This is a genomic window from Allobosea sp. GW822-FHT05A11, assembly GCF_058800455.1.
In genome coordinates, this window is record NZ_JBXAMI010000002.1 from 708,851 (window position 1) to 733,860 (window position 25,010).

Annotated in this window: 19 protein-coding genes; 10 read left to right on the forward strand and 9 right to left on the reverse strand. The window is 67.3% G+C overall.

What is annotated here, in order from left to right:
- Positions 1–53 precede the first annotated feature (53 nt).
- Complete coding sequence (gene aqpZ, locus AC1RLU_RS08645) at positions 54–767, reverse strand: aquaporin Z (RefSeq protein WP_061964104.1); 714 nt, start codon at positions 765–767, stop codon at positions 54–56.
- A 218-nt stretch (positions 768–985) separates the two neighbouring features.
- Between aqpZ and lepB the strand changes: the two genes are divergently transcribed.
- The 5 genes from lepB to AC1RLU_RS08670 all read left to right on the forward strand — a co-directional run bounded on the left by lepB (position 986) and on the right by AC1RLU_RS08670 (position 4,726).
- A complete protein-coding gene (gene lepB, locus AC1RLU_RS08650) occupies positions 986–1,753 on the forward strand; it encodes a signal peptidase I (RefSeq protein ID WP_061964106.1) in 768 nt (255 codons plus the stop codon).
- Entirely contained in the window at positions 1,705–2,481 is a 777-nt protein-coding gene (gene rnc / locus AC1RLU_RS08655) for a ribonuclease III (protein ID WP_082617022.1), read from the forward strand. The genes lepB and rnc overlap by 49 nt, the downstream gene beginning before the upstream one ends.
- The gene (gene era / locus AC1RLU_RS08660; RefSeq protein WP_061964108.1) at positions 2,474–3,391 is read left to right on the forward strand and encodes a GTPase Era; all 918 of its coding nucleotides are present in this window, start codon (positions 2,474–2,476) and stop codon (positions 3,389–3,391) included. The genes rnc and era overlap by 8 nt, the downstream gene beginning before the upstream one ends.
- A 17-nt stretch (positions 3,392–3,408) precedes the next feature.
- On the forward strand, positions 3,409–3,954 hold the full coding sequence (locus tag AC1RLU_RS08665) for a sugar O-acetyltransferase (protein WP_492794993.1): 546 nt from the start codon (positions 3,409–3,411) through the stop codon (positions 3,952–3,954).
- 139 nt (positions 3,955–4,093) lie between these two features.
- A complete protein-coding gene (locus AC1RLU_RS08670) occupies positions 4,094–4,726 on the forward strand; it encodes a LabA-like NYN domain-containing protein (RefSeq protein WP_113585578.1) in 633 nt (210 codons plus the stop codon).
- A 12-nt stretch (positions 4,727–4,738) separates the two neighbouring features.
- Here AC1RLU_RS08670 and smpB read toward each other — a convergent pair whose 3' ends face one another.
- The gene (gene smpB / locus AC1RLU_RS08675) at positions 4,739–5,212 is read right to left on the reverse strand and encodes an SsrA-binding protein SmpB (RefSeq protein ID WP_492794995.1); all 474 of its coding nucleotides are present in this window, start codon (positions 5,210–5,212) and stop codon (positions 4,739–4,741) included.
- 163 nt (positions 5,213–5,375) lie between these two features.
- The gene (gene dapA / locus AC1RLU_RS08680; RefSeq protein ID WP_492794996.1) at positions 5,376–6,269 is read right to left on the reverse strand and encodes a 4-hydroxy-tetrahydrodipicolinate synthase; all 894 of its coding nucleotides are present in this window, start codon (positions 6,267–6,269) and stop codon (positions 5,376–5,378) included.
- Positions 6,270–6,436: 167 nt separating this feature from the next.
- Between dapA and AC1RLU_RS08685 the strand changes: the two genes are divergently transcribed.
- The 5 genes from AC1RLU_RS08685 to AC1RLU_RS08705 all read left to right on the forward strand — a co-directional run bounded on the left by AC1RLU_RS08685 (position 6,437) and on the right by AC1RLU_RS08705 (position 12,617).
- Positions 6,437–8,515, forward strand: coding sequence for a lytic transglycosylase domain-containing protein (locus AC1RLU_RS08685; RefSeq protein WP_492794998.1), 2,079 nt, complete (start codon positions 6,437–6,439; stop codon positions 8,513–8,515).
- A 254-nt stretch (positions 8,516–8,769) separates the two neighbouring features.
- Positions 8,770–9,924 (forward strand): amidohydrolase, encoded by a 1,155-nt coding sequence (locus AC1RLU_RS08690; protein WP_492795000.1) that lies wholly within the window; start codon positions 8,770–8,772, stop codon positions 9,922–9,924.
- A complete protein-coding gene (locus tag AC1RLU_RS08695; protein WP_492795002.1) occupies positions 9,921–11,216 on the forward strand; it encodes an MFS transporter in 1,296 nt (431 codons plus the stop codon). Before AC1RLU_RS08690 ends, AC1RLU_RS08695 begins: the two co-directional genes overlap by 4 nt.
- Before the next feature lie 13 nt (positions 11,217–11,229).
- Positions 11,230–11,655, forward strand: coding sequence for a MarR family winged helix-turn-helix transcriptional regulator (locus AC1RLU_RS08700; RefSeq protein WP_492795004.1), 426 nt, complete (start codon positions 11,230–11,232; stop codon positions 11,653–11,655).
- Between the two features lie 71 nt (positions 11,656–11,726).
- The gene (locus AC1RLU_RS08705) at positions 11,727–12,617 is read left to right on the forward strand and encodes an alpha/beta fold hydrolase (RefSeq protein ID WP_492795005.1); all 891 of its coding nucleotides are present in this window, start codon (positions 11,727–11,729) and stop codon (positions 12,615–12,617) included.
- Between the two features lie 6 nt (positions 12,618–12,623).
- Here AC1RLU_RS08705 and AC1RLU_RS08710 read toward each other — a convergent pair whose 3' ends face one another.
- From AC1RLU_RS08710 to AC1RLU_RS08735, 6 genes are all read right to left on the reverse strand, one after another.
- Entirely contained in the window at positions 12,624–13,358 is a 735-nt protein-coding gene (locus tag AC1RLU_RS08710; protein WP_492795007.1) for a helix-hairpin-helix domain-containing protein, read from the reverse strand.
- Positions 13,359–13,367: 9 nt separating this feature from the next.
- Positions 13,368–15,728: an OmpA family protein gene (locus AC1RLU_RS08715; protein ID WP_492795008.1), complete on the reverse strand. Its 2,361-nt coding sequence runs from the start codon at positions 15,726–15,728 to the stop codon at positions 13,368–13,370.
- 268 nt (positions 15,729–15,996) lie between these two features.
- Positions 15,997–17,292, reverse strand: a complete 1,296-nt coding sequence (locus AC1RLU_RS08720) for a porin (RefSeq protein ID WP_492795010.1) — start codon at positions 17,290–17,292, stop codon at positions 15,997–15,999.
- A 408-nt stretch (positions 17,293–17,700) separates the two neighbouring features.
- Positions 17,701–22,020: a translocation/assembly module TamB domain-containing protein gene (locus AC1RLU_RS08725; protein WP_492795012.1), complete on the reverse strand. Its 4,320-nt coding sequence runs from the start codon at positions 22,018–22,020 to the stop codon at positions 17,701–17,703.
- Positions 22,020–24,032, reverse strand: coding sequence for an autotransporter assembly complex protein TamA (locus AC1RLU_RS08730; protein ID WP_492795014.1), 2,013 nt, complete (start codon positions 24,030–24,032; stop codon positions 22,020–22,022). Before AC1RLU_RS08730 ends, AC1RLU_RS08725 begins: the two co-directional genes overlap by 1 nt.
- A gap of 105 nt (positions 24,033–24,137) precedes the next feature.
- Positions 24,138–24,893, reverse strand: coding sequence for a hypothetical protein (locus tag AC1RLU_RS08735; protein WP_492795016.1), 756 nt, complete (start codon positions 24,891–24,893; stop codon positions 24,138–24,140).
- Positions 24,894–25,010 lie beyond the last annotated feature (117 nt).

Sequence of the window (25,010 nt, forward strand, 5' to 3'; positions counted from 1 at the left end):
GCGCCCGGGACGACGACGGCTTTCCTTGAGGCTCTACCTGCCTGCCCGGCCGCTCAGCGGCCGGTGATTTCGCCTTCCGGCTCGTTGCTCAGCCAGCGATAGATCACGCCGCCGAGCACGCCGCCGATCAGAGGCGCCAGCCAGAACAGCCAGAGCTGCTGCAGCGCCCAGCCACCGACGAAGAGCGCCGGGCCGGTGCTGCGGGCCGGGTTCACCGAGGTATTGGTCACCGGGATGCTGACGAGATGGATCAGGCAGAGACCGAGGCCGATCGCCAGCGGGGCGAAGCCGGCCGGCGCCTTGCCATGGGTCGAGCCCATGATGATGAAGAGGAACATCATGGTCATCACGACTTCCATGAGGAAGGCCGAGACGAGGTTGTACTTGCCGGGCGAATGCTCGGCATAGCCGTTCGACGCGAAACCGCCGGCAAGATCGAAGCCCGGCGCGCCGCTGGCGATCTGATACAGAACGGCCGCCGCCACGACGGCGCCGACCACCTGCGCAATGATATAAGGAACGACCTGCCCCGCCGGGAAGCGCCCGCCGGCCGCGAGGCCGACCGTCACTGCCGGGTTGAGATGGCAGCCGGAGATATGGCCGATCGCATAGGCCATCGTCACAACCGTGAGGCCAAACGCAAGCGAAACGCCGAGCAACCCGATACCGACATTCGGAAATCCCGCGGCGATGACCGCGCTGCCGCAACCCGCGAAGGTCAGCCAGAATGTGCCGATGGCTTCGGCGGCTAATTTCTTCGTGCTCATGAATGATTCCCCCATTAACGCGCAATCGTGATGCTGTTGGCGAAAATCCGGGCCGTCAATCTGCGTCCGAGGCAAAAGCCGCCCTGATATCGCCACTCTCCCATTCTCGATTCGCATGCGCCATCCGCCGATGCCCTCCTCCTCCCGCTCTTGCGCGTTGTCGCAGGCGCGATAGTCGGCTAGACCGCGCGCAGGATCGCAGCCTCAGGAGCGCCCGCGTGGCCAACGACGTCGACAGCAAAAGCAAGGCGGCCAAGGAAGAGGGCGGTGTCCTCGAGACGATCAAGGTCGTCGTCCAGGCGCTGCTCATCGCGCTCGTCATCCGCACGCTGCTGTTCCAGCCGTTCAACATCCCGTCCGGCTCGCTGATTCCGACGCTGCTGATCGGCGACTATCTATTCGTGTCGAAATACACCTACGGCTATTCCAAGCACTCGATCCCGTTCAGCCCGCCGCTGTTCTCAGGGAGGGTCTGGGCGGCCGAGCCGAAGCGCGGCGACATCGCCGTGTTCAAGCTGCCGAGCGACAATTCGACCGATTACATCAAGCGCGTCATCGGCCTGCCCGGCGACCGCATCCAGATGATCGACGGCATCCTGCACATCAACAACACGCCCGTGAAGCGCGAGCGCATCGCCGATTTCGTCACGACCGACAATTGGGGCCGCAGCGCTCCGGTGATCCAGTATCGCGAGACCCTGCCCAACGGCGTCAGCCACCAGATCATCGAGCGCGAGGGCGATACCGGCACCTTCGACAACACGCAGGTCTTCATCGTGCCGCCCGGCCATTTCTTCATGATGGGCGACAACCGCGACAATTCGCTCGACTCGCGTGATCGCAGCGTCGGCTTCGTGCCGTTCGAGAATTTCGTCGGGCGAGCCGAGATCATCTTCTTCTCGATCGACGACGGTGCCTCGGCCTGGAAGATCTGGGAATGGCCCTCCACGGTTCGCTGGAGCCGCCTGTTCAGCTCCATCAAGTGAGCAAGGTGGGCGACGGCGGGCGCAAGGCCCCGGATACGGCGCGGCTCGAGGCCGTGCTCGGGCATCGTTTCGCAGACCAGAGCCTTCTCGCGACGGCGCTGACCCATATGAGCGCAGAGGACTCGCGGCTGGCGAGCTACCAGCGCCTCGAATTCCTCGGCGATCGCGTGCTCGGCCTTTCGGTCGCCGAATTGCTGTTTCGGCAGTTTCCGCAGTCTGAAGAAGGCAATCTCTCGCGCCGGCTCGCCGATCTCGTGCGCAAGGAGACCTGCGCGGAGGTGGCCGAAGGCTGGAATCTCGGCCAGTTCATGCGACTCGGCGAAGGCGAGATCCTCGGCGGCGCCCGCAAGAACAAGGCGATCCTGGCCGATGCGTGCGAGGCGATCATCGGCGCGGTCTTCATCGATGGCGGTTACGAGGCGGCGCGTGCGCTGATCGAGCGCGCCTTCGGCGAACGCATGCTGAAGCCGGTCCGACCCTTACGCGACGCCAAGACCGCGCTGCAGGAATGGGCGCAAGGAAAGGGCTACCCGACGCCGACCTATAGCGAGCGCGGCCGCTCCGGCCCCGACCATGCGCCCGTCTTCGTCGTCGCGGCGAAGATCACGGGGCTTGCCGACGCCGAGGCGCGCGGCCCATCCAAGCGACTGGCCGAGCAGGCCGCAGCCGAAGCCTTTCTCAGGCGAGAGGGCCTGTGGAACGACAACCCGGAAGGCGACAATGTCTGAATCCGACCAAGCCACGCACTGCGGCTTCGTCGCGCTGATCGGCGCGCCCAATGCCGGCAAGTCGACCCTGCTCAACCAGCTCGTCGGCGCCAAGATCTCGATCGTCTCGCGCAAGGTGCAGACGACGCGCACGCAGGTGCGCGGCATCGCCCTTTCCGGCACGGCGCAGGTCATCTTCGTCGACACGCCCGGCATCTTCGCGCCCAAGCGCCGGCTCGACCGCGCGATGGTGACGAGCGCCTGGGGCGGCGCCACCGATGCCGACCTGATCGGCGTCCTCGTCGATGTCGCGCGCTTCGACCACGAGGAAAACACGGCGCTGTTCGAGAAGCTCGCCGAGCTGAAGCAGCCGAAATTCCTGATCCTCAACAAGATCGACACGGTGCCGAAGGAGAAGCTGCTCGAAATCACCGCCAAGGTGAACGAGCTCGGCAGCTTCGAGACGACCTTCATGGTCGCGGCGCTGACCGGCTACGGCGTCAAGGACATCCTGGCCTGGCTGGAGAAGCGGCTGCCGCTCGGCCCCTGGCTCTATCCGGAAGACCAGATCTCGGACGCGCCCTTGCGCTTCCTCGCCGCCGAGATCACCCGCGAGAAGATGTTCGAGCGGCTGCATGACGAACTGCCCTATCGCTCCACCGTCGAGACCGAGAGCTGGCAGCAGAAGTCCGACGGCTCCGTCCGCATCGAGCAGACGATCTATGTCGAGCGCGAAGGCCAGCGGAAGATCGTGCTCGGCGAAGGCGGCCAGACGATCAAGGCGATCGGCCAGAAGGCCCGCGTCGAGATCGCGGAAGCCGCCGAGGCCAAGGTGCATCTCTTCCTGTTCGTGAAGGTGCGCGAAAACTGGAGCGACGACCCGGAACGCTATCGCGAGATGGGGCTGGAATTTCCGAAGGGCAAAGGCTGAGCGGCACGGAAGGCGCGATGCGCAGCGAGAAGGACAAGATGCTGGCCGGCGAGCTCTATCGCGCCGACAGCCCCGAACTCGTCGCTGACAATCTCCGTACCACCGCCTGGATGGAGCGCTTCAACGCGCCCGGTACGGCGCCAGAACAGCGGCTGCCGTTGCTCCGCGAGGCGCTCGGTCACGTCGGGCAAGGCGTCGTCATCCGCCCGCCCTTCCATTGCGATTACGGCTACAATATCAGCCTCGGCGACGGCGTTTTTCTCAACTTCAACTGCATCATCCTCGACGTCGTCGCGGTCACCATCGGCGACGGCACGCAAATCGGGCCCGGTGTCCAGATCCTGACCGCCGATCATCCGCGCGATCCCGGCCAGCGCCGGCAGATGCTGGAATTCGGGCGCCCCGTCAGCATCGGCAGCAATGTCTGGATCGGCGGCGGCGCGATCATCCTGCCCGGCGTCACGATCGGGGACGATGCCATCATCGGCGCGGGCAGCGTCGTCACGCGCGACGTGCCGGCCGGCGGCACCGCGGTCGGCAATCCGGCGCGCCTGCGACCCTGACGTAACGGAAAACCGAACTGCGTCAGTGTGCCACGGCCGCTCCTTGTAACTTGTCAAATTTCAGTCGCAAAACGACATTGTTAGAACGCGTTTGGTGCCCATTTTCATACCTAAAGATATTTTAGCAGGAGTGATTGCCATGAGCGCCGCACCGCGCATCGCGCTGTTCATCGACGGCGCCAATCTCTACGCGACTTCGAAGCAGCTCGGCTTCGACATGGACTATCGGCGCCTGTTGCGGGAGTTCCAGGGCCGCGGCAACCTGATCCGCGCGTTCTATTTCACCACATTGGTGGAAAGCGAAGAGTATTCCTCGATCAGGCCGCTGGTCGACTGGCTCGACTACAACGGCTACCGGGTCATCACCAAAGCGGCGAAGGAGTTCACCGACGCCACTGGCCGGCGCCGCGTCAAGGGCAACATGGATATCGAGCTGGCGATCGAGATGCTGGAGCTCGCGCCGCATCTCGACCAGATCTACCTGTTCTCCGGCGACGGCGATTTCCGGCCGCTGGTCGAGGCCGTGCAGCGCAAGGGCGTCAAGGTCTCGGTGGTCTCGACGATCTCGACCAACCCGCCGATGGTCTCGGACGAGCTGCGCCGGCAATGCGACGAATTCGTCGACCTCGCCCAGCTCATGCAGAAGATCGGCCGCGACCCGGCCGAGCGCGCCAATCGCACGGGGGCCGGCGCCGCACCAGGCACTCCCGGAAACCCGTCACTGGAGCGGCGCTACGGCATTCGCCAGGGCGACGAGCCGGTCGAGGGGTGAGGCCAGCGGCCCCTACCCGCCCGTCTTCAGCAGGCGCTGCTTGTCGCGGTTCCAGTCGCGCTCTTTCTCGGTCTCGCGCTTGTCGTGGAGCTTCTTGCCCTTGCCGAGGCCGAGTTCAACCTTCGCCCTGCCCCTGTCGTTGAAGTAGACCTTGAGCGGGATCAGGGCCATGCCCTCGCGCTGGACCGCGCCCATCAGCTTGTTGATCTCCCGCCGGTGAAGCAGGAGCTTCCGCGGCCGGCGGACCTCGTGATTGAAGCGGTTCGCCTCGAGATATTCCGGAATATGGGCGTTGAACAGAAAGAGCTCCGTCCCCATCCGGCCGGCATAGCTCTCTCCGATCGTCGCCTTGCCGCCGCGCAGTGACTTGATCTCGGTCCCCTGCAAGGCGATGCCCGCCTCCACGGTTTCCTTGATCTCGTAGTTGAAGCGCGCCTTGCGGTTGTCCGCTGCTAGGCGATAGCGCTCCGGATCAGGTTTCTTCATGCCGTTCCGCTGAATCCATGCTGCTCGACCGGCGCTGCCAGAACCTGAGAATCCGATTCGGGATCGGCACCCAAGCGCCTGGAAACGCCGACCTTGTCGTTCTACCGCCCGCCGCGATCGGCCAGCGAATAACCGCGCCGGGCGGCGCGGCCACCTATCTCACTTAAGCATTCAACAGCCCGGCGAAAACCATGGCCTCGCGAATGACCTTGCCCGTCGCCGGGGTCACCGGCATCAGCGGCAGGCGGACCTCCTCCTCGATGCGGCCGAGCAGCGCCAGGCCATGCTTGGCCCCGGCGAGGCCGGGCTCCTTGAAGATCGCGTCATGCAGCGGCACCAGCCGGTCCTGCACCTTCAGCGCCCCCGCATAGTCGCCCTTCTGGACGGCCTCCATCAGGTCGGCGCAAAGGCGCGGCGCGACATTGGCGACGACCGAGATGCAGCCATGGCCGCCGGCCGCCATATAGGACAGCGCGGTCATGTCCTCGCCCGAGAGCTGGATGAAATCCGCGCCTAAGGCGTGGCGCTGCTGCGAGACGCGGGCGAGATTGGCGGTGGCGTCCTTCACCCCGGCGATGTTCTTGAGCTCGTAGAGCCGCGCCATCGTCTCGACCGACATGTCCACTACCGAGCGCGGCGGGATGTTGTAGATGATGATCGGAATCCCGATCGCATCGTTCACCGCCTTGAAGTGCTGGTACATGCCCTCCTGGGTCGGCTTGTTGTAATAGGGCGTCACCACGAGCACGGCATCGGCGCCGGCCTTCTCGGCATGGACGGCGAGGTCGATCGCCTCGATCGTGTTGTTCGAGCCGGCGCCGGCGATGACCGGGACGCGGCCCTTGTTCTGGTCGATGACGATCTCGACGACGTGCTTGTGCTCGTCATGGGAGAGCGTCGGGCTCTCGCCGGTGGTGCCGACGGGCACGAGCCCGGTCGAGCCGTTGCCGATCTGCCAATCGACCAGCGCGCGCAGCGCCACCTCGTCGACTTTGCCGGCTTTGAACGGCGTGACCAGAGCGGGCATCGAGCCGGTAAAGGCAATGTGCTTGGTCATGGGACGATCCTGGGACGAAAACGCGGGTTGCGGGGCCGCCACACATAAACCGTCATCCCGCCAAGGCAAAGCCGGCAAGCCATGAAAATGCGTGGCCTCATAGTTAAGCGTTCATCAACCTGCTTCCCCGACCATCACAGATATCCGTTCGAGCCTGGAGTTCCGCCATGGCCTCGCCTGCCGCCGCGAGGAGACTGATCGGCCTGCTGCTGCCTGCCCTGCTCTCCGCCTCGACGACGCAGGCGGGCGACGACGGCATGCTCGCCAGCCAGCGCAAGCTCGCCATGCTCGGCGATGTCGAGACGACGAGCGCGCTGCCGCCCTACCCGCCCAACGCGCTGCGGGGCGAAAGCCCGATCAATGCGGAGGCCGTCAAGGCGGCTGTCGCCGCCTATCGTCGCAATGCGCTTGCCGAGGGCGACGATCTCGCGGCGCGCATCGATGACCGCTCCGCGCGTTCGCTGCTCGAATGGGTGGCGATCCATGCCAATGCCGGCGCCGTTCCCTTCACGCGGATCGACGCCTTCCTGCGCGAGCATCCGAACTATCCGGCCACGACCCGTTTTCGACGCCGCGCCGAAGAGGCGCTGATCGCCGAGAAGAAGAGCCCGGCGATCGTGCGCGCCTTCTTCCATGGCCAGCAGCCCGTCTCGGCGGCCGGGCGGATCGCGCTGGCGCTCGCGCTCAAGGAGGAAGGCAAGGCCGAAGAAGCCGCCGACATCATCCGCCAGAGCTGGCGCAAGGATTCGTTTGGGCAGGCGCTCGAAAAGATCGTGCTCAAGGATTTCGAGGCGGCGCTGACCAAGGACGATCACCGCCTGCGCACCGAGCGCTTCCTGTTCCGGGAGAGCGGTCAGGCGGCTCTGCGCAATGCCGCCCGGGTCTCGCCCGATTATATCGTGCTGGCCAAGGCGCGGCTGGCGAGCGCCAAAGCGCGTCGGCCGATCTCCGAGAAACTGATTTCAGCAGTGCCAGCCTCACTCCGCGGCGATGTCTCCTTCGCTTTCCTGCAGGCCCAGCAGGCGCGGCGCGGCGACAAGCTCGACGATGCCGTGAAGGCGCTGACCGCGATCCCGCGCGACCCGGCCCTGCTGGGCGACGGCGATGGCTGGTGGGAGGAGCGGCGCATCATCGCGCGCAAGCTCCTCGATGCCGGCCAGCCGCAGAAGGCCTATGAGGTTTCCTCCGGTCACGGCGCCGAGGATGCGGCCGAGCGGATCGAAGCCGAATGGAGTGCCGGCTTCGTCGCGCTGCGCTTTCTCAAGAAACCGGATGTGGCGCTGAAGCACTTCGATGCCGCTGCTGGTATCGCCGAGACACCGATCTCGGTCGCACGAACCACCTATTGGCAGGGCCGCGCCTATGAGGAACTGGGCAAGGCGCATGAGGCCAGGGCCGCCTATGGCAAGGCCGCGGAGCAGCCGGTCGCCTATTACGGGCAGCTGGCCCGGGCGAAGCTCGGGCTACCCGGCCTGCCGCTGCGGCGCACGGTTGCCGCCGGGCTCGAGACCCTGCCAGGGCACCGGGCCGTGCGCCTGCTCTATCGTATCGGCGAGCGCGATCTCGCCACGCTGATGCTGAAGGACCTGGCGCAGCGCCTGCATACCACCGAGGCGCTGGAGGCGATCGCCGCCATTGCCCGGCGCGAGACCGATGCGCGTGCGCTGGTCGGCATCGGCAAGGCGGCGCTGCAACGCGGCTTCCCGCTCGACATGGCCGCCTATCCGGTCGATGGCATCCCGGAATTCGACGTGCTCGGCGATCCGATGGAGCGCGCCATCGTCCATGCGATCGCAAGGCAGGAGAGCGCCTTCGATCCGACCGCGATGTCGCATGCCGGCGCGCGCGGGCTGATGCAGATGATGCCGGCGACCGCGCGCGAGACGGCGCGCCGCGCCGGCCTGCCCTTCGACTGGCAGAAACTGGGCCAGGACCCGCTCTATGCGGCGCGGATGGGCGCGGCCCATCTCAACGACCTGCTCAAGGAGTGGCGCGGCTCCTATATCCTGACCTTCGCCGCCTATAATGCCGGCTCGCCCAATGTGAAGAAATGGATCGCGGCCTATGGCGACCCGCGTGATCCCGAGGTCGACGCCGTCGACTGGGTCGAGCGCATCCCCTTCTCCGAGACGCGCAACTACGTCCAGCGCGTGATGGAGAACCTGCAGGTCTATCGCGAGCGATTGAACCAGCGCACCGCCTACCTGATCGACTACGACCTGAAGCGCGGCGGCAAGCGGGACTGACTAACCCCGGCCAGCCACCGCACCGTCATTCTCGGGCGAAGCGTAGCGCAGACCCGAGAATCTCGTGATGAGATGACACTGGTTTTCGAGATGCTCGGGTCAAGCCGAGCATGACGCGTTGACGCGGTCATCGGGTTCGCGCCTGCGGCGCGCGCCGGAATGACAACCGCCATTGCCCCTCGGCAACGATCTTCCCTGACGATTGCAATATTTGAAATTTTCAACTACCTCTGCGGAGCAGCGGAGGAATTTCGATGCTGCAGGACATTGCCGATTTCGCGCCCACGCTTGAGGCCTGGCGCCGCGACCTTCACGCCCATCCCGAAATCGCCTTCCAGGAATTCCGAACCTCGGATTTCGTTGCGAAGACGCTCGCCTCCTTCGGCATCGAAGTGCATCGCGGACTCGGCGGCACCGGGCTCGTCGGCGTCATCAAGGGCGCGGCGGAGGGGCCGACCATCGGATTGCGCGCCGACATGGATGCGCTGCCGATGGAGGAGGATACCGGGCTCGACTACCGCTCGACCACCAAGAACCAGTTCCATGGCTGCGGCCATGACGGCCATACTGTGATGCTGCTCGCCGCAGCCCGCCATCTCGCCGCCAACCCGCCGAAGCGCGGCAAGGTGCATCTGATCTTCCAGCCGGCCGAGGAGATCGGCCAGGGCGCCGAGCGCATGATCGCGGACGGCCTGTTCGAACGCTTCCCCTGCTCCGAGGTCTACGCGCTGCACACCATCCCGCTCTATGAGGAGGGTACCGCCGCGGTGCGGCCCGGCCCGACACTGAGCGGCACGACCGTGTTCGAGATCACGATCAAGGGCAAGGGCGGCCATGGCGCCGCGCCCCATACGACCGATGACCCGCTGCAGGTCGCGGCGCGGCTCACGACCGAGATCTCCTCGATCGTCGGGCGCCATGTCGACCCGATGCAGCCCGCCGTGATCAGCCTCGGCAAGCTCGTCGCCGGCACCGCCTCGAATATTATCCCCGACTCGGCCGAGCTCAGCGGCACGATCCGCAGCTACAACCCCGAGACGGAGGCGCGCATCGTCGACAAGCTCGACGCGGCCTGCAGGGGCTTCGCGCTGATGTCGGGCTGCACGATCACCTGCGTGAAGAAGGCGAGCTGCCCGCCCTGCCTCAACGATCCGCGCGCTGCGGCTGCGGCGGCCTCTGCCGCGAGACAGGTGCTCGGCGAGGCCAATGTGCAGACCGACCTCACGCCCCTGCCCTTCTCCGACGATTTCGCGCTGATGCTGGCAGAGTGGCCCGGCGCCTATATCTTCCTCGGCCAGCCCGGCGCGATGTGCCACCACCCGACCTTCGATTTCGACGACCGGCTGCTGCCGGTCGGCGCCAGCATGCTGTGCCGCCTCGTCGAGCGCCAGACCGGAGCCAACGCATGACCGCCGCCGCAATCCAGGGCGCCGAGCCGCGCTCCCCGGCCATGGTCCGCCGCGCCGTCATCTCCTCGGTGATCGGTAACGGCCTCGAATGGTACGATTTCCTCGTCTACGGCTTCTTCGCCACGGTGATCGCGCAGGTCTTCTTCCCGACCTCCGACCCGCTGGTCTCGGCGCTGCTGACAGCGGCAACCTTCGCGATCTCCTTCCTCGTTCGCCCGGTCGGCGGCGTGCTGCTCTCGACCTATGCCGACCGCTTCGGCCGCAAGCCGATCCTGACGGTGATGATCCTGATCATGGGCTTCTCGACCGTGCTGATCGGCCTGACGCCGGGCTATGCGACGATCGGCATCCTCGCGCCGATCCTCGTGATCCTCGCCCGCATCCTGCAAGGCATCTCGGTCGGCGCCGAATTCGCCTCGGCCACCGCCATGCTGGTCGAATATGCCCCGCCCGGCCGCAAGATGATGTTCGGCAGCTTCCAGATGTGCTCGCAGGCGCTGGCGCTCGCGCTCGCCGCCTTCTCGGGCTATGCGCTGGCGACGCTGCTGACGCCGGAAGCTCTGCAGGGCTGGGGCTGGCGCATCCCCTTCCTGCTGGGCTCGCTGATCACGCCGCTCGGTTTCTATATCCGCCGCTTCGTCGATGAATCCCCGGAATACGAGAAGGACACCAAGCAGGGCGAAGGCCAGACGCCGTTCCGCACCGTGCTGTCCGAGCACCGCAACGCGCTGCTGCGCTGCTTCGGCATCATGATCCCCGGCACGGCCTCGAACTATGTCTGGTTCATCTTCCTGCCGGGCTATGTGATCCGCCAGCTCAAGCTGCCCTTCACCAGCGCCATGCTGAGTTCGCTCATCGGCGGTATCCTGCTCTTCATCTTCGTGCCGATCATGGGCCATCTCGCCGATCGCTGGAGCGCCTTCCGCGTCTGGTTGCTGGGCATGCTGAGCTTCGCGCTGCTCTCCTACCCGCTGCTCGCCTATGTCGTGGCGGAGCCGAGCTTCGAGCGGCTCCTGACCGCGCAGGCGATCTGCGCGCTTTCCATCGCCGCGATCTGGGCACCGACGCCGGGTCTCCTTGCCGGCATGTTCCCGACACAGGTGCGCTCGACCGGCATGTCGATCGCCTACAATATCGTGGTGCTGTTGTTCGGCGGGCTCGCGCCCTTCACCCTGACCTGGCTGGTGGCGAAGACCGGCTCGGACATGGTTCCGTCCTATTATCTCCTCGCTTGCACGGCAGTCTCCCTGCTTGCGCTGGGCCTGGCGAACCGGACGCGCACGCAAGGCTGAGCAAGGGAGCAAGATGGCCCGCGACTCGTTCCTGACCTTCCGGCTCGACCAATTGAGCCAGACCGCGATGGCGAAGGCCTCGCAGGTCTACAAGGAGCGGCTCGGCCTCAATATCCGTGAGCTCAGGGTGATGCGGGCCATCGGCGACCAGCCGGGGCTGTCGTCCCGGGCCTTGTCGGAAGCGACCTTCATCGAGCAGACGCTTGTCTCGAAACACCTGCGCAAGCTGGTCGAGGCGGGGTTGGTCCAGCGCGAACTGGAAAGCGCCGATGCGCGGCGCGTGGCGCTACATCTCACCGCGCAAGGTGAAGTCATCCGCGAGGAAGCCGACCGGCTGGGCGAAGCGATGGAGCGCGACTTCCTCTCGGTGCTGACACCGCAGGAGCTCGCCCAGTTCAATCATTGCCTCGCGAAGCTGCAACGCTGGGGCGCCGCCTGAACCGAAAGCCGGCTTCCGCAGGCGCCGGCGCCATGGTTAGGTGCGTCCCCCTGCATCCTTCGAGTCCCCTGATGCCCGAATCCGGTTTCACCTCCCGCTTCGTCAGCGCCAGCGACGGGCTCAAGCTGCATTTTCGCGATTACGGTCCGCTTGCCGGGACCGCGCTGCCGGTCGTCTGCCTGCCGGGCTTTGCCCGCACCGCGGCCGACTTCCACGAGCTGGCTCTCGCCTTGTCGCAGGACGAAGCCAAGCCGCGCCGCGTGCTCGCGCTCGACTATCGCGGCCGCGGGCTCTCCGGATACGACAAGGACTGGAAGAACTACGACATCCGCATCGAGCTCGACGATCTCGTCCAGGTGCTGGTCGCAAGCGGGATCGAGCAGGCGATCTTCGTCGGCACCTCGCGCGGCGGCCTGTTGACCATGGCACTGGCGGCGGCGCGGCCCGCGATGATCCGCGGCGTCGTCTTCAACGATGTCGGCCCGGTGATCGACGCGCGCGGCCTGCTGCGCATCCGCGGCTATGTCGGCAAGCTGCCGGTTCCACGGAGCTTCCAGGAAGGCGCCGAGATCCTGAAACGGCTCTCCGACCAGCAGTTCCCGATCCTCGGCGAAGAGGAGTGGGAGATGATGGCGCGCCGCACCTGGACCGATCGCGACGGCGCTCTCAGGCCCGATTACGACGTCAGGCTGATGAAGGTGCTGGAGGAGCTCGATCTCGAAGCGCCCTTGCCGGTGCTCTGGACCTATTTCGACGCGCTCAAGACCGTGCCGATGCTGGCGATCCGCGGCGCCAATTCCGATCTCCTGGCGGAGAAGACGCTGGAGGAGATGGCGGAACGCCATCCCGATTGCGAGATCTACACCGCGCCTGGACAGGGCCATGCCCCGCTGCTCGGCACGAAGGACATGATCCGGCGGATCGGCAAGCTGATCGCGCGGGCCGAGCGGCGCGCGGGCTGATCCGTTTCAGGGTTTCGAACGCCCATCCTCGGCGATGTCGGCGACATTGCTCTGCCCCGCTGTGCCGTCATCGCGCGAGCTTTCGACCTCGCCCGCCTTGGCCCGCCTGGCGAACTCGGTCTCTGTTCCCGCCGCCAGGAGCTTTGCCTGGCCAACCCAGTCCTCGCGCTCGATCCGGCCGGGAAAGGCGAGATAGCCGCCAACCCATTCGACGTTCTCGGAGGTCCAGCCGGCGATCTGCTCGAAATGCCAGATGCCGAGGCCATGCAGACGGCCCTCGTTCTGCCGGCCGATGCCCTTGATCAGCTTCAGGTCATCGGCCTTGCCGTCGCGGGCCGCGACAAATCCTGCCGGTCGCTGGCCGGGCAGCTCAGCCTCGTTCTCGACAGGCGGCAGTTGGGCCTGTGGTCGCGCGGGCGATACTGCCGGCGAAGAGGCGGCCGCGACACCAGCCTGCGAAGCCCGCAGGGCGGCCGGCTTGCGAAGAAGGCTCGCGCAGACGCAGCCCACCCAGTAGGCCGCCGTGAACAGCAGCGCGGTCTCGACCCAGGTCGCCGGCATGCCGTTCAGAAGCTGCAGCCAGGTCAACGCGGCGCCGGCGACCCAGAGTGCGGCGACCGCGGTCCAGGCGCCGCTCCAGAAGCGGGCCTTGCCGCCGTCATGGCTGATCCAGCCCATGGCAAAGCCGAGGCCGAAGGCGGCGACCAGGAACCAGAGGAACTGGCTGGCGAGATAGAGCATGTCGGACTCCTACTTCGCCACGGTGAACTGCACGCGGCGGTTCATCGCTCGTGCTTCCGGCGCTTCATGCGGCACAAGCGGCCGGGTGCTGCCATAGCCTTTGACGGCAAGCTGGCCTGTCTCGATACCGCGACGCGCCAGCTCGTCGCGCACGCGCAACGCCCGGCGCAACGACAGATCCATATTGTCGAAGCCGCGCCGCTCGCCATCGCGATTGGCGTGCCCCTCGATCACGACAGGGGAGCCCGGGCACTTCTTGAGAATGGCCGCGGCCTCACTGATGACGCGCTCGGTCGTGGCATCGAGTTCCACCACCGAAGTCCCCTGGCCGAACAGAACGGTGTTGCTTTTGGTCAGCCCGTCGAGATCGTTCTGGCAGCTTGCCGGCGGATCGACCACGCAACCGGTCTGGCGCAGGCTCACCACCGCATCGGCCTTGTAACCCTGCGGCAGGCCGGTTGCAGCGCTGGTCTCGATCTCGCTTCTGATCAGGTCACGGCAGGTCAATCCGCGCAGCGTCACGCGGTCGTCGACGATGGAGGCCGAACCGAGATCGAGCCGCAGCAGATCGGCGAGGACGGCACGGGCCGCCTCGGCGAAGCCGGCCGGAGCGCCCGGAATGAGGGTCGTCGCGTCCTCGAAGCGGTCCTTCAGCGGGGAATCCGCGACCAATGCCCGCAACGCAGCCTGTGCTGCCCGGTCAGGCAGATATCCGGAGAGCCGCAAACCGGTCCGGTCCGCCGATAGCGACAAGCCGTATGGTCGCACGACGACGCTCTCCGGCATGGCGGCCAATGCCAGGCCGGCGGGCGCATTGCGCGCGAACAGGTCGCGCAGCGCCGCAAGGCTCGCGGCATCCGCAGCCTCGCCGGTGATGGCAAAGGCCTTGTCGCGGATGCTGACGGAGCCGGTCCGGAGCTTCGACAGAGCCTCGAGCGCAAAGGCGGTCGAAGCCGGCAGGTCGAGATCGGAGCGCAACGCCGGCTCGACAGTCATGCGATCGTCGACGACCGCTTCGCCGAAGAGACCCCGCACCGTGGCGAGCAGGTTCGTGTGCGCCGCCTCATCCGGCAGCTTCCCGTTCAGGCGCAGGCCGCTGTCACTGCGAGCCGCGCTCCATTCCAGCGGCACGGGCGCCACCACACGGGGCGGCACCACCGGCGTGCTCGCTGGCGGCGTGCTTGCCGGCGGCGGGACAGAGGTTTGCGGCGTTGCAGGAGCTGGTGCCGGAGCGGACGCAGAACCCTGCGGCTTGGGCGAAGCGGGCAGCACGTCATGCAGGATCAGCCCCGGCACCTCCGGCATCGGCACGACGACCGGCACTGGCGGTGAGGGCATTGGGGGACATTCGATCGCAGCCCGAGCCACCGAATCCGGCCCGTCCAGCTGGGCGATCTGCAGGCGCAATGCCTGGCAGGCCTCGTAGGTCTCGGGCCCCTTCCCGGTCAGTGCGTAATTCTCACCGTCGATCTCGGCTTTTCCTTGCCGAAGCCGCGCCAGATCGCCGAGAGCGCGCGTCACTTTCACAAGGAAAGCCGAAGGCGCCCCGAGCGCCGGCTTCATCTCGTCGCGAAGAGCAGCCCCGGCGCCGAAGGCCTGACGCGCCGCCGCGAGCATCTGCTTGCGCGCGTCCTGATCGGGGTAGAAGCCGCGCATGACCAATGCTGCGCCGGCCTCATGCTCGGCGCTCCAGCGATAGGGGGCCACGGTCGGCGGCTCGATATCGCATTTGACGGAGCGGAAGCCCGGCCGCTGCGCCTGTGCCACCGCCGCTTCGAGGGCCAGGAACGAATCCGAGCTGGCCGCCTTGCCTTCGATGCAGAAGCGGCCGTCGTCGAGGGCGACGCGGCCCGAGGCCAGTTTCGGCAGCTCAGCGAGCATCGCCACCGCCATTGCGGCAAAGCCCTCGGGCGCGCCGAAGGCGACGGTCTGGCGATCGTCGATCCGCAGGCCGGGCAAGGCTGCCGATGCCACCGCCATATTGGCAGCCGCAGTGTCGAGATCGGGCACGAAGCCGCCGAGCGTCACACTGTCGGACTGGCGGCTGGCGAACCAGGAATAAGGCTTCTGGGCGACGACCTGCGACAACCCGCCGAGCGTCCTGCGCACGCCGAATTCGCCATGCAGCCGGGCCATCGCCTTGTTCGCGCCGTCCGAGGACAAGACCTCGCCGCCGATGGTGACGTCGCGGCCATCGACCTGGGCAACGACCGGGCGGGCACCAGGCGTCGTGCCGGCAACCGCAGCGACGGCCTGCTCGGCACGCAGCCCGACATCACGTTCGATCGCGGTATCGAGCGCGAGATTGCCGGCTCCCCACAACAGGCCCAATGGGATCAGGCCCCAGAGCCAACGCGCCGGTTGAGACATGCATAGCCCCCTGCCCCGCGCCGACCGAGGGCCTGGCGCGGTACCCTATGACCGGGATCGCCCTCGTTTTCTCAAAGGCTTGTCGAGCGATCCGCAGATATCGATTCAACGGGCGCCCGTAGACGATCCCTGGCGGGATCGTGGCTCAGACGCCTATGCCAGATCAGGCCGGGGGACGGGCTCCCGTCAACAGTGAAGCCGGAACAACCCACATAAAAAAGAAGCCCCGGGTTTCCCCGGGGCTTCCTGACTAGAGATCGGAGACCGATCAGAAGTCGCGCTGAATGCGCAGACGGCCAGTCCAGGCGTCGTCCGACTTGATCGTACGACCGTTGACGGCGAAGGCCTTGGCGTCCGGAACGCGAACACCGTACTCGGTGCGCGAGTAGAGGACCTCGACACCGATGTCGAGACCGGCGACCGGCATCCAGACCAGGTTGGCGCCGAGCATCAGCTCCTTCGGGTCGACCGACTTGATCGCGAAGTCGTTCGTCTGAAGAGCCGAGTACGAAGCCAAGAAGTCCGAACGGATCGACGGGGTCCAGAAGTGGCGCAGAGCCGCGACCAGGTTGTAGCCGGTGTTCGACTTCAGGTTGCCGAAAGCGTTGGCGCCGAAGTTGTTGACCGCGTAGGCAGCCAGGCGGCCGTGACCGGCCGTGCCACCCCAACCGAGGTACTCGAGAGCGCCGTCGGCGTAACCGGCCTGCAGCCACAGGCTGTCGCCGGCAGCCAGCATCGGCAGGTTGAACTTGACGCCGGCCTGGATTGCCCAGCCCATCTCGTCCTTCTTGGCACCATTGCCGGCGGGAACCGCCCACGGCGACGAGTAGATGCCGCGGTCACCGATGGCGCCCGACAGCTGAGCCGAGCCCCAGCCCTGATCGACGCGCAGCGAAGCGACGACGTCAGGATAGGTCGTGCCCTGATAGGCCAGAACCGAAGCGCGGCGGTTGGTCGTCTTCGGGTCTTCGAGCGAGACCGTGGCGCTGAAGCCGCCGCCGAACGTGGCGGTGTAGGCGAGGACGTTGACCTGACGGTCAGAGGTGCGCAGGACCTGGAAGCCGATGTCGTTCGCGTAGAACGAGTAGAACGACTGGATCTTACCAGCGGTCAACGGGCCGAGCTGAACGAAGGCGCTATCGAGGAAGGCAACGTCGCCGTTGACGCCGTTGACACCCGAGAAGCGGTTCGCGCCAGCGTTCGAGCCGCCGTACATGTACGAACCGGTGCTGGTCGTCAGGTCGTAACGAACGAACGTGCGCAGCGTGCCGTAGGCAGTCTGGTTACGAGCGTCGATGTAGATACGGCCGCGAGCGCGGGTGCCGTACGAGTCCTGACCAGCGTTCCAACGCTCACCGAAGGTGTACTCGGCGCGAACACGACCACCGATGCGAAGGCAGGTGTCGGTGCCCGGGATGTAGAAGAAGCCGGCGCCGAAAGCGGAGCAGACACGAACGTATTCGACCGGAGCGGCCTTCCGCGAGGGAAGGTCGGCGGCCTGAGCCCCGGCGACCGCGGCGATGCCGGCGGCGGAACCGAGGAGGAGGCTCTTGACGAGCTTCATTTGGTAACCTCCAAAAGAGTTTCGAGACCCTCGGGCTTCAGCCTGCCCCCCGCCCCAAGCTTTCTAGCCTGATCGCAGAACCTGCCTGTTCCCGGTATTTCGCCTGCGTCACCGACCTATTTCGGAGGCGAAGGCGAAAAACAGCGACCGGGAACGTCCCGACGCATTCCCACCATACGAAAGCCGCCCCGCCGATCAACCTCGATCCGCCGCCCGAGCCTGTGAATGGGGTGCTTTGGAAACCGGTGTTGCAGGGGAGCCACGCTTTGACCGGCAAAATTCACCAAGCATTAACCGAAACGGCACCGCGCAAGAGGTTTTCGGCTTGCCTCGCCCGGGAATCGCGTCCCCGAAAAGCAGAATCGGGCCGAATCCCTTCGCGCGCCATTTTCGGGCAACGCGGCCTGCTCAGTACTCCCACTCGGCCCCGATTCCGACGGCAGCGCTGCCATCGGCCCCGGTCTCGGCCTGGAGCTTCAGGCGCTTGGTCAGGTCGATGCCGACCGAGACGCCGCTATCCTCCGGCTTGGAGCCGACCTTCACGCCAACGGAGACATTGTCGCTGATATAGCGCGACGCTCCCACGGTCGGCCCACCCTCGCCCATCTGGATGTCGAGATTGTCGACGCCGAGCGATTTGCGCAGCCGCTCGAAGGTATCGTCGCCGCCGCCGCCGGCGAACTGCGCCGCCGCCTGGGCGAGCTGCAGGGCCTGGAACGCCGAGAGCGAACCCGAGGCACGGGCGAAGAGCAGCCGCGACAGCACTTCGTCGGGCGGCAGTTCGGGCTGCGAGGTGAATGCGAAGACCGGCTGGTCGGCGGGGCCGCTGATGATGATGCGAGCGGTGACGTCGCCAGCGCTGGTCTGGGCGATGAAGTCGAGGTCGGGAATCAGCCCGCCGGCGAAGGTCAGCCGGCCGCGGCTGAAATCGAGCCGCTGGGTCAGGACGCTGAGCCGCCCGCGGCGCAGTTCGAAGCCGCCGTCCAATGCGGGCGCGGAGGACGTGCCGCCGACACGAATCTCGCCGCCGAGCTCGGCATCGATGCCACGGCCGCGGATGAAGACCTTGCTGGGAGCGGAGACCGTCAGGGCGAGCGCCGCATCGAAGGCCGGCGCCGCACGGCCACCGCGCCCCTTGGCCTTCTGCGCCTTGCGCGCGGCGGCGAGGCGGGCAGCCGCCGCGCCCTTGGCATTGACATGCTTGATGCCGTCGACCGGCCGCAGCGTCGCCGGCAGGCGATCCGGCACGGAGACTTCGAGCGAGGCGATATCGATCCGGCCGCCGAGGCGGGGGCGCTGCGCCAGCGGGCCGGTGATTTCGAGGTTCAGCCCCGCCACGGCGGTGACCAATCCGCTCGAGACGAGCTGGGCGCGATCGCCGCGAATCCGGATATTGCCGGGGAAGCCGGCGACCGGATCGACCTTGACCTGGCCGCTGGCGGAGATCGTGCCGCCATTCGGCGTCCGGGCGGAGGCGCGCTCGATCGTCAGGTTGTCGCCGTTGGCGGCGATCCGCGCTTCGATGGCATTGAAGCGGATGCCTTGCAGGGCGTCGGTGAAGCTGCCGCCCGTCAGGGTCGCGTTGCCACTGAGGCGCGGGGCCGACGCAGTTCCGCCGGCGCGCATGTCGAGGGCGACCGCGCCCGTGACGCGCTGGCCGCCTGCGGCCAGCATGGTATTGGCGAGTGCGGCATCGACCCGGCCTTGTGCGGTGAGGTCGAGCGGGCCGGTGGCGTTGAGCGGCGCAGTGCCGCGCAATGTCAGGCTGGCGCCCTTGCCGGCGTTGACGGTCGCGGAGATGCCGGCGGCATCGCCCTTGAGCGCGCCCTCGCCCTGGATCTCGACCGGCGGCAGGCCGGCCTGACGGGTTTCGGGCGTAACGAGCTGCGCGATCCTGAGCTTCCACGGGCCCGAGAGGTCGCCCGGCTTGCCCTTGACCTGCGCCTCGGCGTTCAGCGTGCCGCCGAGCTTCAGGCTGGGCACTGCGATGCTCGCGGCGGACAGCGGCACATCGCGGGCGGCGAAGTGCAGATCGAGCGTCTCGCCGGCGCGACCGTCGAGCGTCACCCGCCCCTTGTCGATCCGCAGGGCGAGATTGGCGATCTCGACGCCGGAGGCCGGGAAGCTGAATGCAGCGGGATTGGCGAGTGTGATCGCGCGGCCATCGCGGCGCGCGTCGAAAGAAGCGAGCTCCAGCTTCAGCGGCTCGCCCGGAACCAGCCGACCCGCCCCCTTCAACGCGAAACCGCGGGCATTGGCGCTGAGCGTAAAGGCGCTGGCGTCGGGCGCGCCCTTCGAATCGAAGCGGATGCCGCTGATTGCCTCGCCAGCCGCAACGGCGCGGTCGATGGCGATCGCTGCGTCGAGCATCGGGCGGCCGTAGATATCCCTGGCATTGGCGCGGGCATCGAGCTTGTCGATGGTCAGCGACGGACCGACGAGACGCGAACCGCGGGCCGTCAGGTCGATATCCTGCCGGCCTTCCGGCGCCGCCAGCACGATATCGGCATCGAGCTGGCCCCCGAGCTTGGTCAGCGCCAGGGCCGAGAGATCGTCGAGATTGCGCGCCGCGAGCGTCAGGCGGCCGGCGGCACGGCTCGCCGGATCGAGGGTGAGGCCGCCATTCAGGCGGACCGAGCCGAGGGCGAAATCGAGCGTCGAGAGGTTCCAGCCATCGTCAGGTTGGCGGGCGAGATGCAGCGAGCCGGTCGCGGGCTTGGAATCGACCTCGCCGGCCAGCGTGACGCTGGCGTCGAGCGCGCCTTGCAGATCCTTCGCGACGGCATCGATGGTCAGGCGCGGGATCGGCCGGGCGAGCGCGGTGGCGTTGGCGACGGCGATGCGGGCGGTGGCATCGAGCCTGTTCTGCGGGCCGGTGATCTGGGCGGTGACGTCACCACGGCCGGACAACCGCGGATCGGCGCGCTTGAGATCGGGCAGGTTCAGCGCGAGCTTCAGGTCGGATTGTTGCTGTCCGATCGAGCCGTCGGCGGTGAAGGCCGCGTGCTGGCCGGCGACGCGCAAGCCGCTCACCGTATAGTCGCCGGCGAGCGCATTGACGCGGCCGGCCAGCGTCAGGCTGCCGGCGAGCAGGCGGTCGAGCGCGGCTTCGCCGGTCGCAAGGCGCTCGGCCTTGCCCGCGAGCGTCGCGGTGTAGTTGTTCGTGCGCGGGGTCGCGTCGAGATCGGCAGTGATATCCGCCCTGCCCCCTAGGGGTCGGCCGGCCAGGCCGCTCAAGCGGGCGAGATCGGGCAGCACCGCCTTGAGCTGTCCGAGCATGCGGGCCTGGCCGAGCTTGCCCTTGTAATCCAGCTCGACGCCGGAGAGCGCGAGCTTCAGCATCTCGAAATCGGCCGTGCCGTCATCCTGCCCGGTGCCGCGCAAGGTGAAGGTAACCTTGTCGCCGACCGCGCGCATCAGTGCCTTGTCGGCCAGCACGATGCCGCTGGCCTCTCCGTCAGAGGTCAGGGCGATACGGGTGCCGGGCTCGCCGATCGTGCCGGTCGGCGTCGCGTTGAAGGAAAGAGCGAGCTTGCCGAATTGCCCGGCCGGTAGCTTGGCGTCGTTTGCGTCGAGCTTCGCGACGACGGTCGGTCCGGCCACCGGGCCGCGGATCGTCGCGTCGAAGGCGAGCTTGCCGATCTCAGTGCCGGACGCGACCGTGCGGCCGCCCTCGTTGGGACGCGAAGCCGCGGTGACGCGCAGATCAAGCGTCTTGTCGGGATTGTAGCGGCCGAGCACGTCGAGGCGCGCCAGCGCCGAGACCAGCGCGAGATTGCGGATGTCGATGCCGCTATCGTCGCGGAAGCCGACCGAGCCATCGAGCCGGGTCGAGCCGGCGAAGACCGGCGCCACCGGCGCCGGCATCAGCCCTTCGATGCGGGCATCAAGGGCCAGCGCGAGCTGACGTTCGGTCCCGGCGCGGGTGAGCGTCGCGGAGCCATCGGCGCCGATGGTCGGGCCCGCCGTGAAGACGAGACTGGAGCGGAAGGAATCGAGCGGGCCATCGCCCTTGAGGTCGAGCTTCACCGGCGGCTCGCCCGGCAGGCCGGCGACCTTCGAGATCAGGCCGCCCGCCGGCTCGTCGAGCTTGGCGGCGAGCTGCAGGCGCGTGCTTTCGGGCACGAAGGACATGGTGACGTCGAAGAGTCCGCCCATATCGAGCCGCTTCGCCTCGAGCTTGAGGTCGAGCCCCTCATTGGGCGGCCCCAGCCGCGCCGCGCCGCTGGCGCTCAAGCGGGCGGCGACGCCGAGTACCGGCTCGCCCAGTGCGAGCTCGTTGAGCTGGAGCGCCCGGATGATCACCTTGAGCGGCAATTCGGGCAGGATCGGCTCATTGCTCGGCGGAGCCGCGCCGGCCGGCTGCGGCGCCGGCTTGCGCAGGATTTCGAGCTTGCCGATTTCCAGCCGGTCGACATCGAGCCGGCGCAGCAGCAGGGCGCCGCGCGTCCAGATCAGGCGGACGCGGTCGAGCCTGAGCCAGGCGCCATCGCGATCCGAGAGCACGATGTCGCGGATCTCGACATCCGAGGAAAGCGCGCCGTTGACCTCGCCGATCGAGACCTGGCTCGTACTGCTCGACAGGGCCTTGGAGATCAGGTCGGCAATGACGCCACGATCGGTCTGGGCGTTCTGGGCGAAGCCACCGAAATGCGCCGAGAAGAGGAAGCCCGCCGTCAGCAGCAGGGCCAGGAGAGCGAGACGCGGAATGGTCAGGAGCCGGCGCATCAGAAAGCCTGCCCGATGCTGACATAGAGCGCGACCGGCTTGTCGCCCTTGCGCGGATTGAGCGGCGCGGCGATGTCGACCCGGATCGGCCCGATGCCGGTATAGTAGCGGAAGCCCAGGCCGGCGGCCATCTGCAGCTTCTGCTTGCCGTCCGGCAGGCTCGATTCGAAGGCGGTGCCGGCATCGAAGAAGGGCACGATGCCGATGGTGTCGGTGACCTTGATCCGGGCCTCGACCGAGGCTTCCAGCAGGCTGCGGCCACCAGTGATCTGTCTGAACGGGCCGAGCGGCGACAGGCTGCGATAGGCATAGCCGCGCACGGAGCCGCCGCCGCCGGCATAGAAGCGCCGCGTCGCCGGGATCTCGTCGAGGCTGGCGCCGGAAATCGAGCCGAAGCCGACGCGACCCGCGAGGATGTAGCGCTTGTCCTCGTCGAGCGCATAATAGCCGGAGACCGTCGCCTTGGTCTGGTAGATGCCGACCGTCGAGCCGAGGAAGGTCGGATAGGGCGTGAAGGAGGCCGTGGCGCGGAAACCGCGGGTTGGATCGAGCAGATTGTCGGTGGAATCGTATTTCACCGAGAGCGGGATACCGACCAGCGTGTAGTCGACCTGCCCCAGCACGTCGCTGGTCTGGCCGCGCTCGACCTCGATGCCGGCCTGGACCGAGAAGGTGTCGCTGAAGCGGTGGCGGATTGCCGAGGTGACGTTGCCGTAGCGCGCCGTATAGCCGCCATAGCGGTTGAGGCCGACGCGCTCGCGCGTCGCGACGCCGTCAAGCAGCCAGTCGTTGCGGCTGCCGCCCAGCGCCGGCTTCATGAAGCTGAAGGCGAAGCGGCCGCCGAGATCGGATTCCTTGAAGTCGCCAAAGCGCTGGATCTTGGTGCCGTCGATGCGCGGCGCGAAGAAGACGCTGGCCTCCAGCCGCAGGCGCTCGGCGCCGCCGAACAGGTTGCGGTGCTCCCAATAGGTCTTCACCGCCGGGCCGTCGATCGTCGAATAGCGGGCCGAGAAGCCGAGCAGGCGCTTGGGCCGCTCGGTCACCTCGACGAAGATCGGCAGATTGCCGGCACCGTCGAGCTTGTCGCCCTCGCGGAGCCGGACCGAGCCGACAGCGGGGATCGTCGCGATCGAGCGACGGGTATCGGCCAGCGCCTTCGGCGAGTAGGGATCGCCCGGTTCGAGATAGATGAAGGAGCGCACGACCTCCGGCGGGATCTCGTCGGTCTGGCCGACCGTGATGTCGCCGAAGCCGGCGAGCGGGCCGGGCGCGAGGACATAGGTCACGTCCATGATGCCGGCAGCGTGGTCGACGACCGGGCGCAGCTCGACGACCTTGGCAAGCGGACGCGATTGCGCCCGCATATGATCGACCAGGGCCGCCTGCGCCGCCCGCAAAGCCGCAGCGGTCGCGGGATCGCCGGCCTTCAGGCGAGAGACCTTGACCGCATCGGCGATCGCGGGGGAGCCGGACTCGTCGCGCTCGACAATGTCGATCCTGCGCAGGCCGAAGATCTTGCCGGGCCGGGCGACGACCGTGATCGGCACGGCGTCGCGGTTGCGATGCGCCTCCAGCGCCCGCACCAGCGTGGCGTTCGGCTCGGCCCCGACCTTGAGCGGGACGCCGTCGACGATCAACGTCACATCGGCGTTGAAATAGCCCTGCGACCAGAGCGCATCGAGCATCGGGTTGAGATCGGTCGCCATCCGGCGCGACAGGCTCTCGCCGTCGGGCGGGGCGTCCTGGCGCAGGCGATAGAGCAGCGAGGCGTCCTGCAGCGAGCGGGTCAGGGCCTTGGCATCATCGGCCTCGCCGAGATCGAATTCGAGCTTGTAGGGCAAGGCAGACGGGCGAGGCGCCGGCGGCTCGTCCTTCTTGGTGAAGAGGCCGAACACGTCGAGCGACGAAAGGTCGAAAGCCCGGGCAGGTTCCGCCTGCAGGCTCAGCAGTGTGGCAAACGCACAGCCGCCGCTCAGCGCGACCGCATGCCTTGCCCTACGCCAGAACCGCATCCACCCTCCAAGCAACCCCCGCCACACGCAAAATCATGCCCATGCCCGCCGCCATCATAGGCAGCGAGCCCACATGCGCAATGCTCAAGGACTCGACCGATCCCGCTAACGAAGGGTTAAGGTCACCGTCGCGAGCGGCGAAAGTCGCGTCACGACCTCGCCCTTGCCCGGCGAGAGCACGCCGCCGCAGAGGCTGCCCGTGGTCACGATCTGGCCCGCCTTCAGGCTGCCGAGATCGTCGCTCTGGCGGTTGGCCCAGGCGAGGAAAGGCGTCATCGGGTCGCCGTTACCGTGAACGGCCGGCTGGTCGTAGATCGTCACGCCGTTGAGCGAGATGAAGCAGCCGAGGCCAGTGAGATCGTCCAACGTGGCGATGTCGAGCTCGGGGCCAATGAGGTAGCCGCCATGGCCCATCGCGTCGGCGAGCCAGAGCGGGAACGCGACATTGCCGGACCAGTTGGCGAGGCGGCTCTCGACGATCTCGATACCGAGATAGGCCTTGTCGCAGCAGGCGAGCAATTCGGCGCGCGACCAGGGCTGGCCCGGGCGGAACGGCACGTCCCGGGCAAGCCTGAGCGCGATCTCGATCTCGATGCGCAGCTCGGCACCTATCGCACCCTCATAGACCTCGCCGGGCGCGAGCCAGGGTCCGGGCATCAGGCCGGCGACCGCCGTGCCGTCTTCGGCGATGCCGACCTTCCAGCCGGCCTCGGCCAGGCCAAGCGCCTCGCCCACGGCCGCCTGCGCCTTGAGCCCCTCGGACAGGGTCGCCGGCACCGGCAGGCTCGCGATCTCGGCCAGCGAGCGGTCGCGGCGGGCCTTCACCAGCGCATCGCGCACGGTCTCGATGGTAGTCGGCATGGGAATTCCTCTGCATCCGGACGGGCAAGCGCGTCACGTCCTGCTATCGCAGCCGGCCGGGCGCGACAAGGCGAGGCGAGGCACCGGTGCCCGGCTTCGGCGCCATGGAACCTCCGG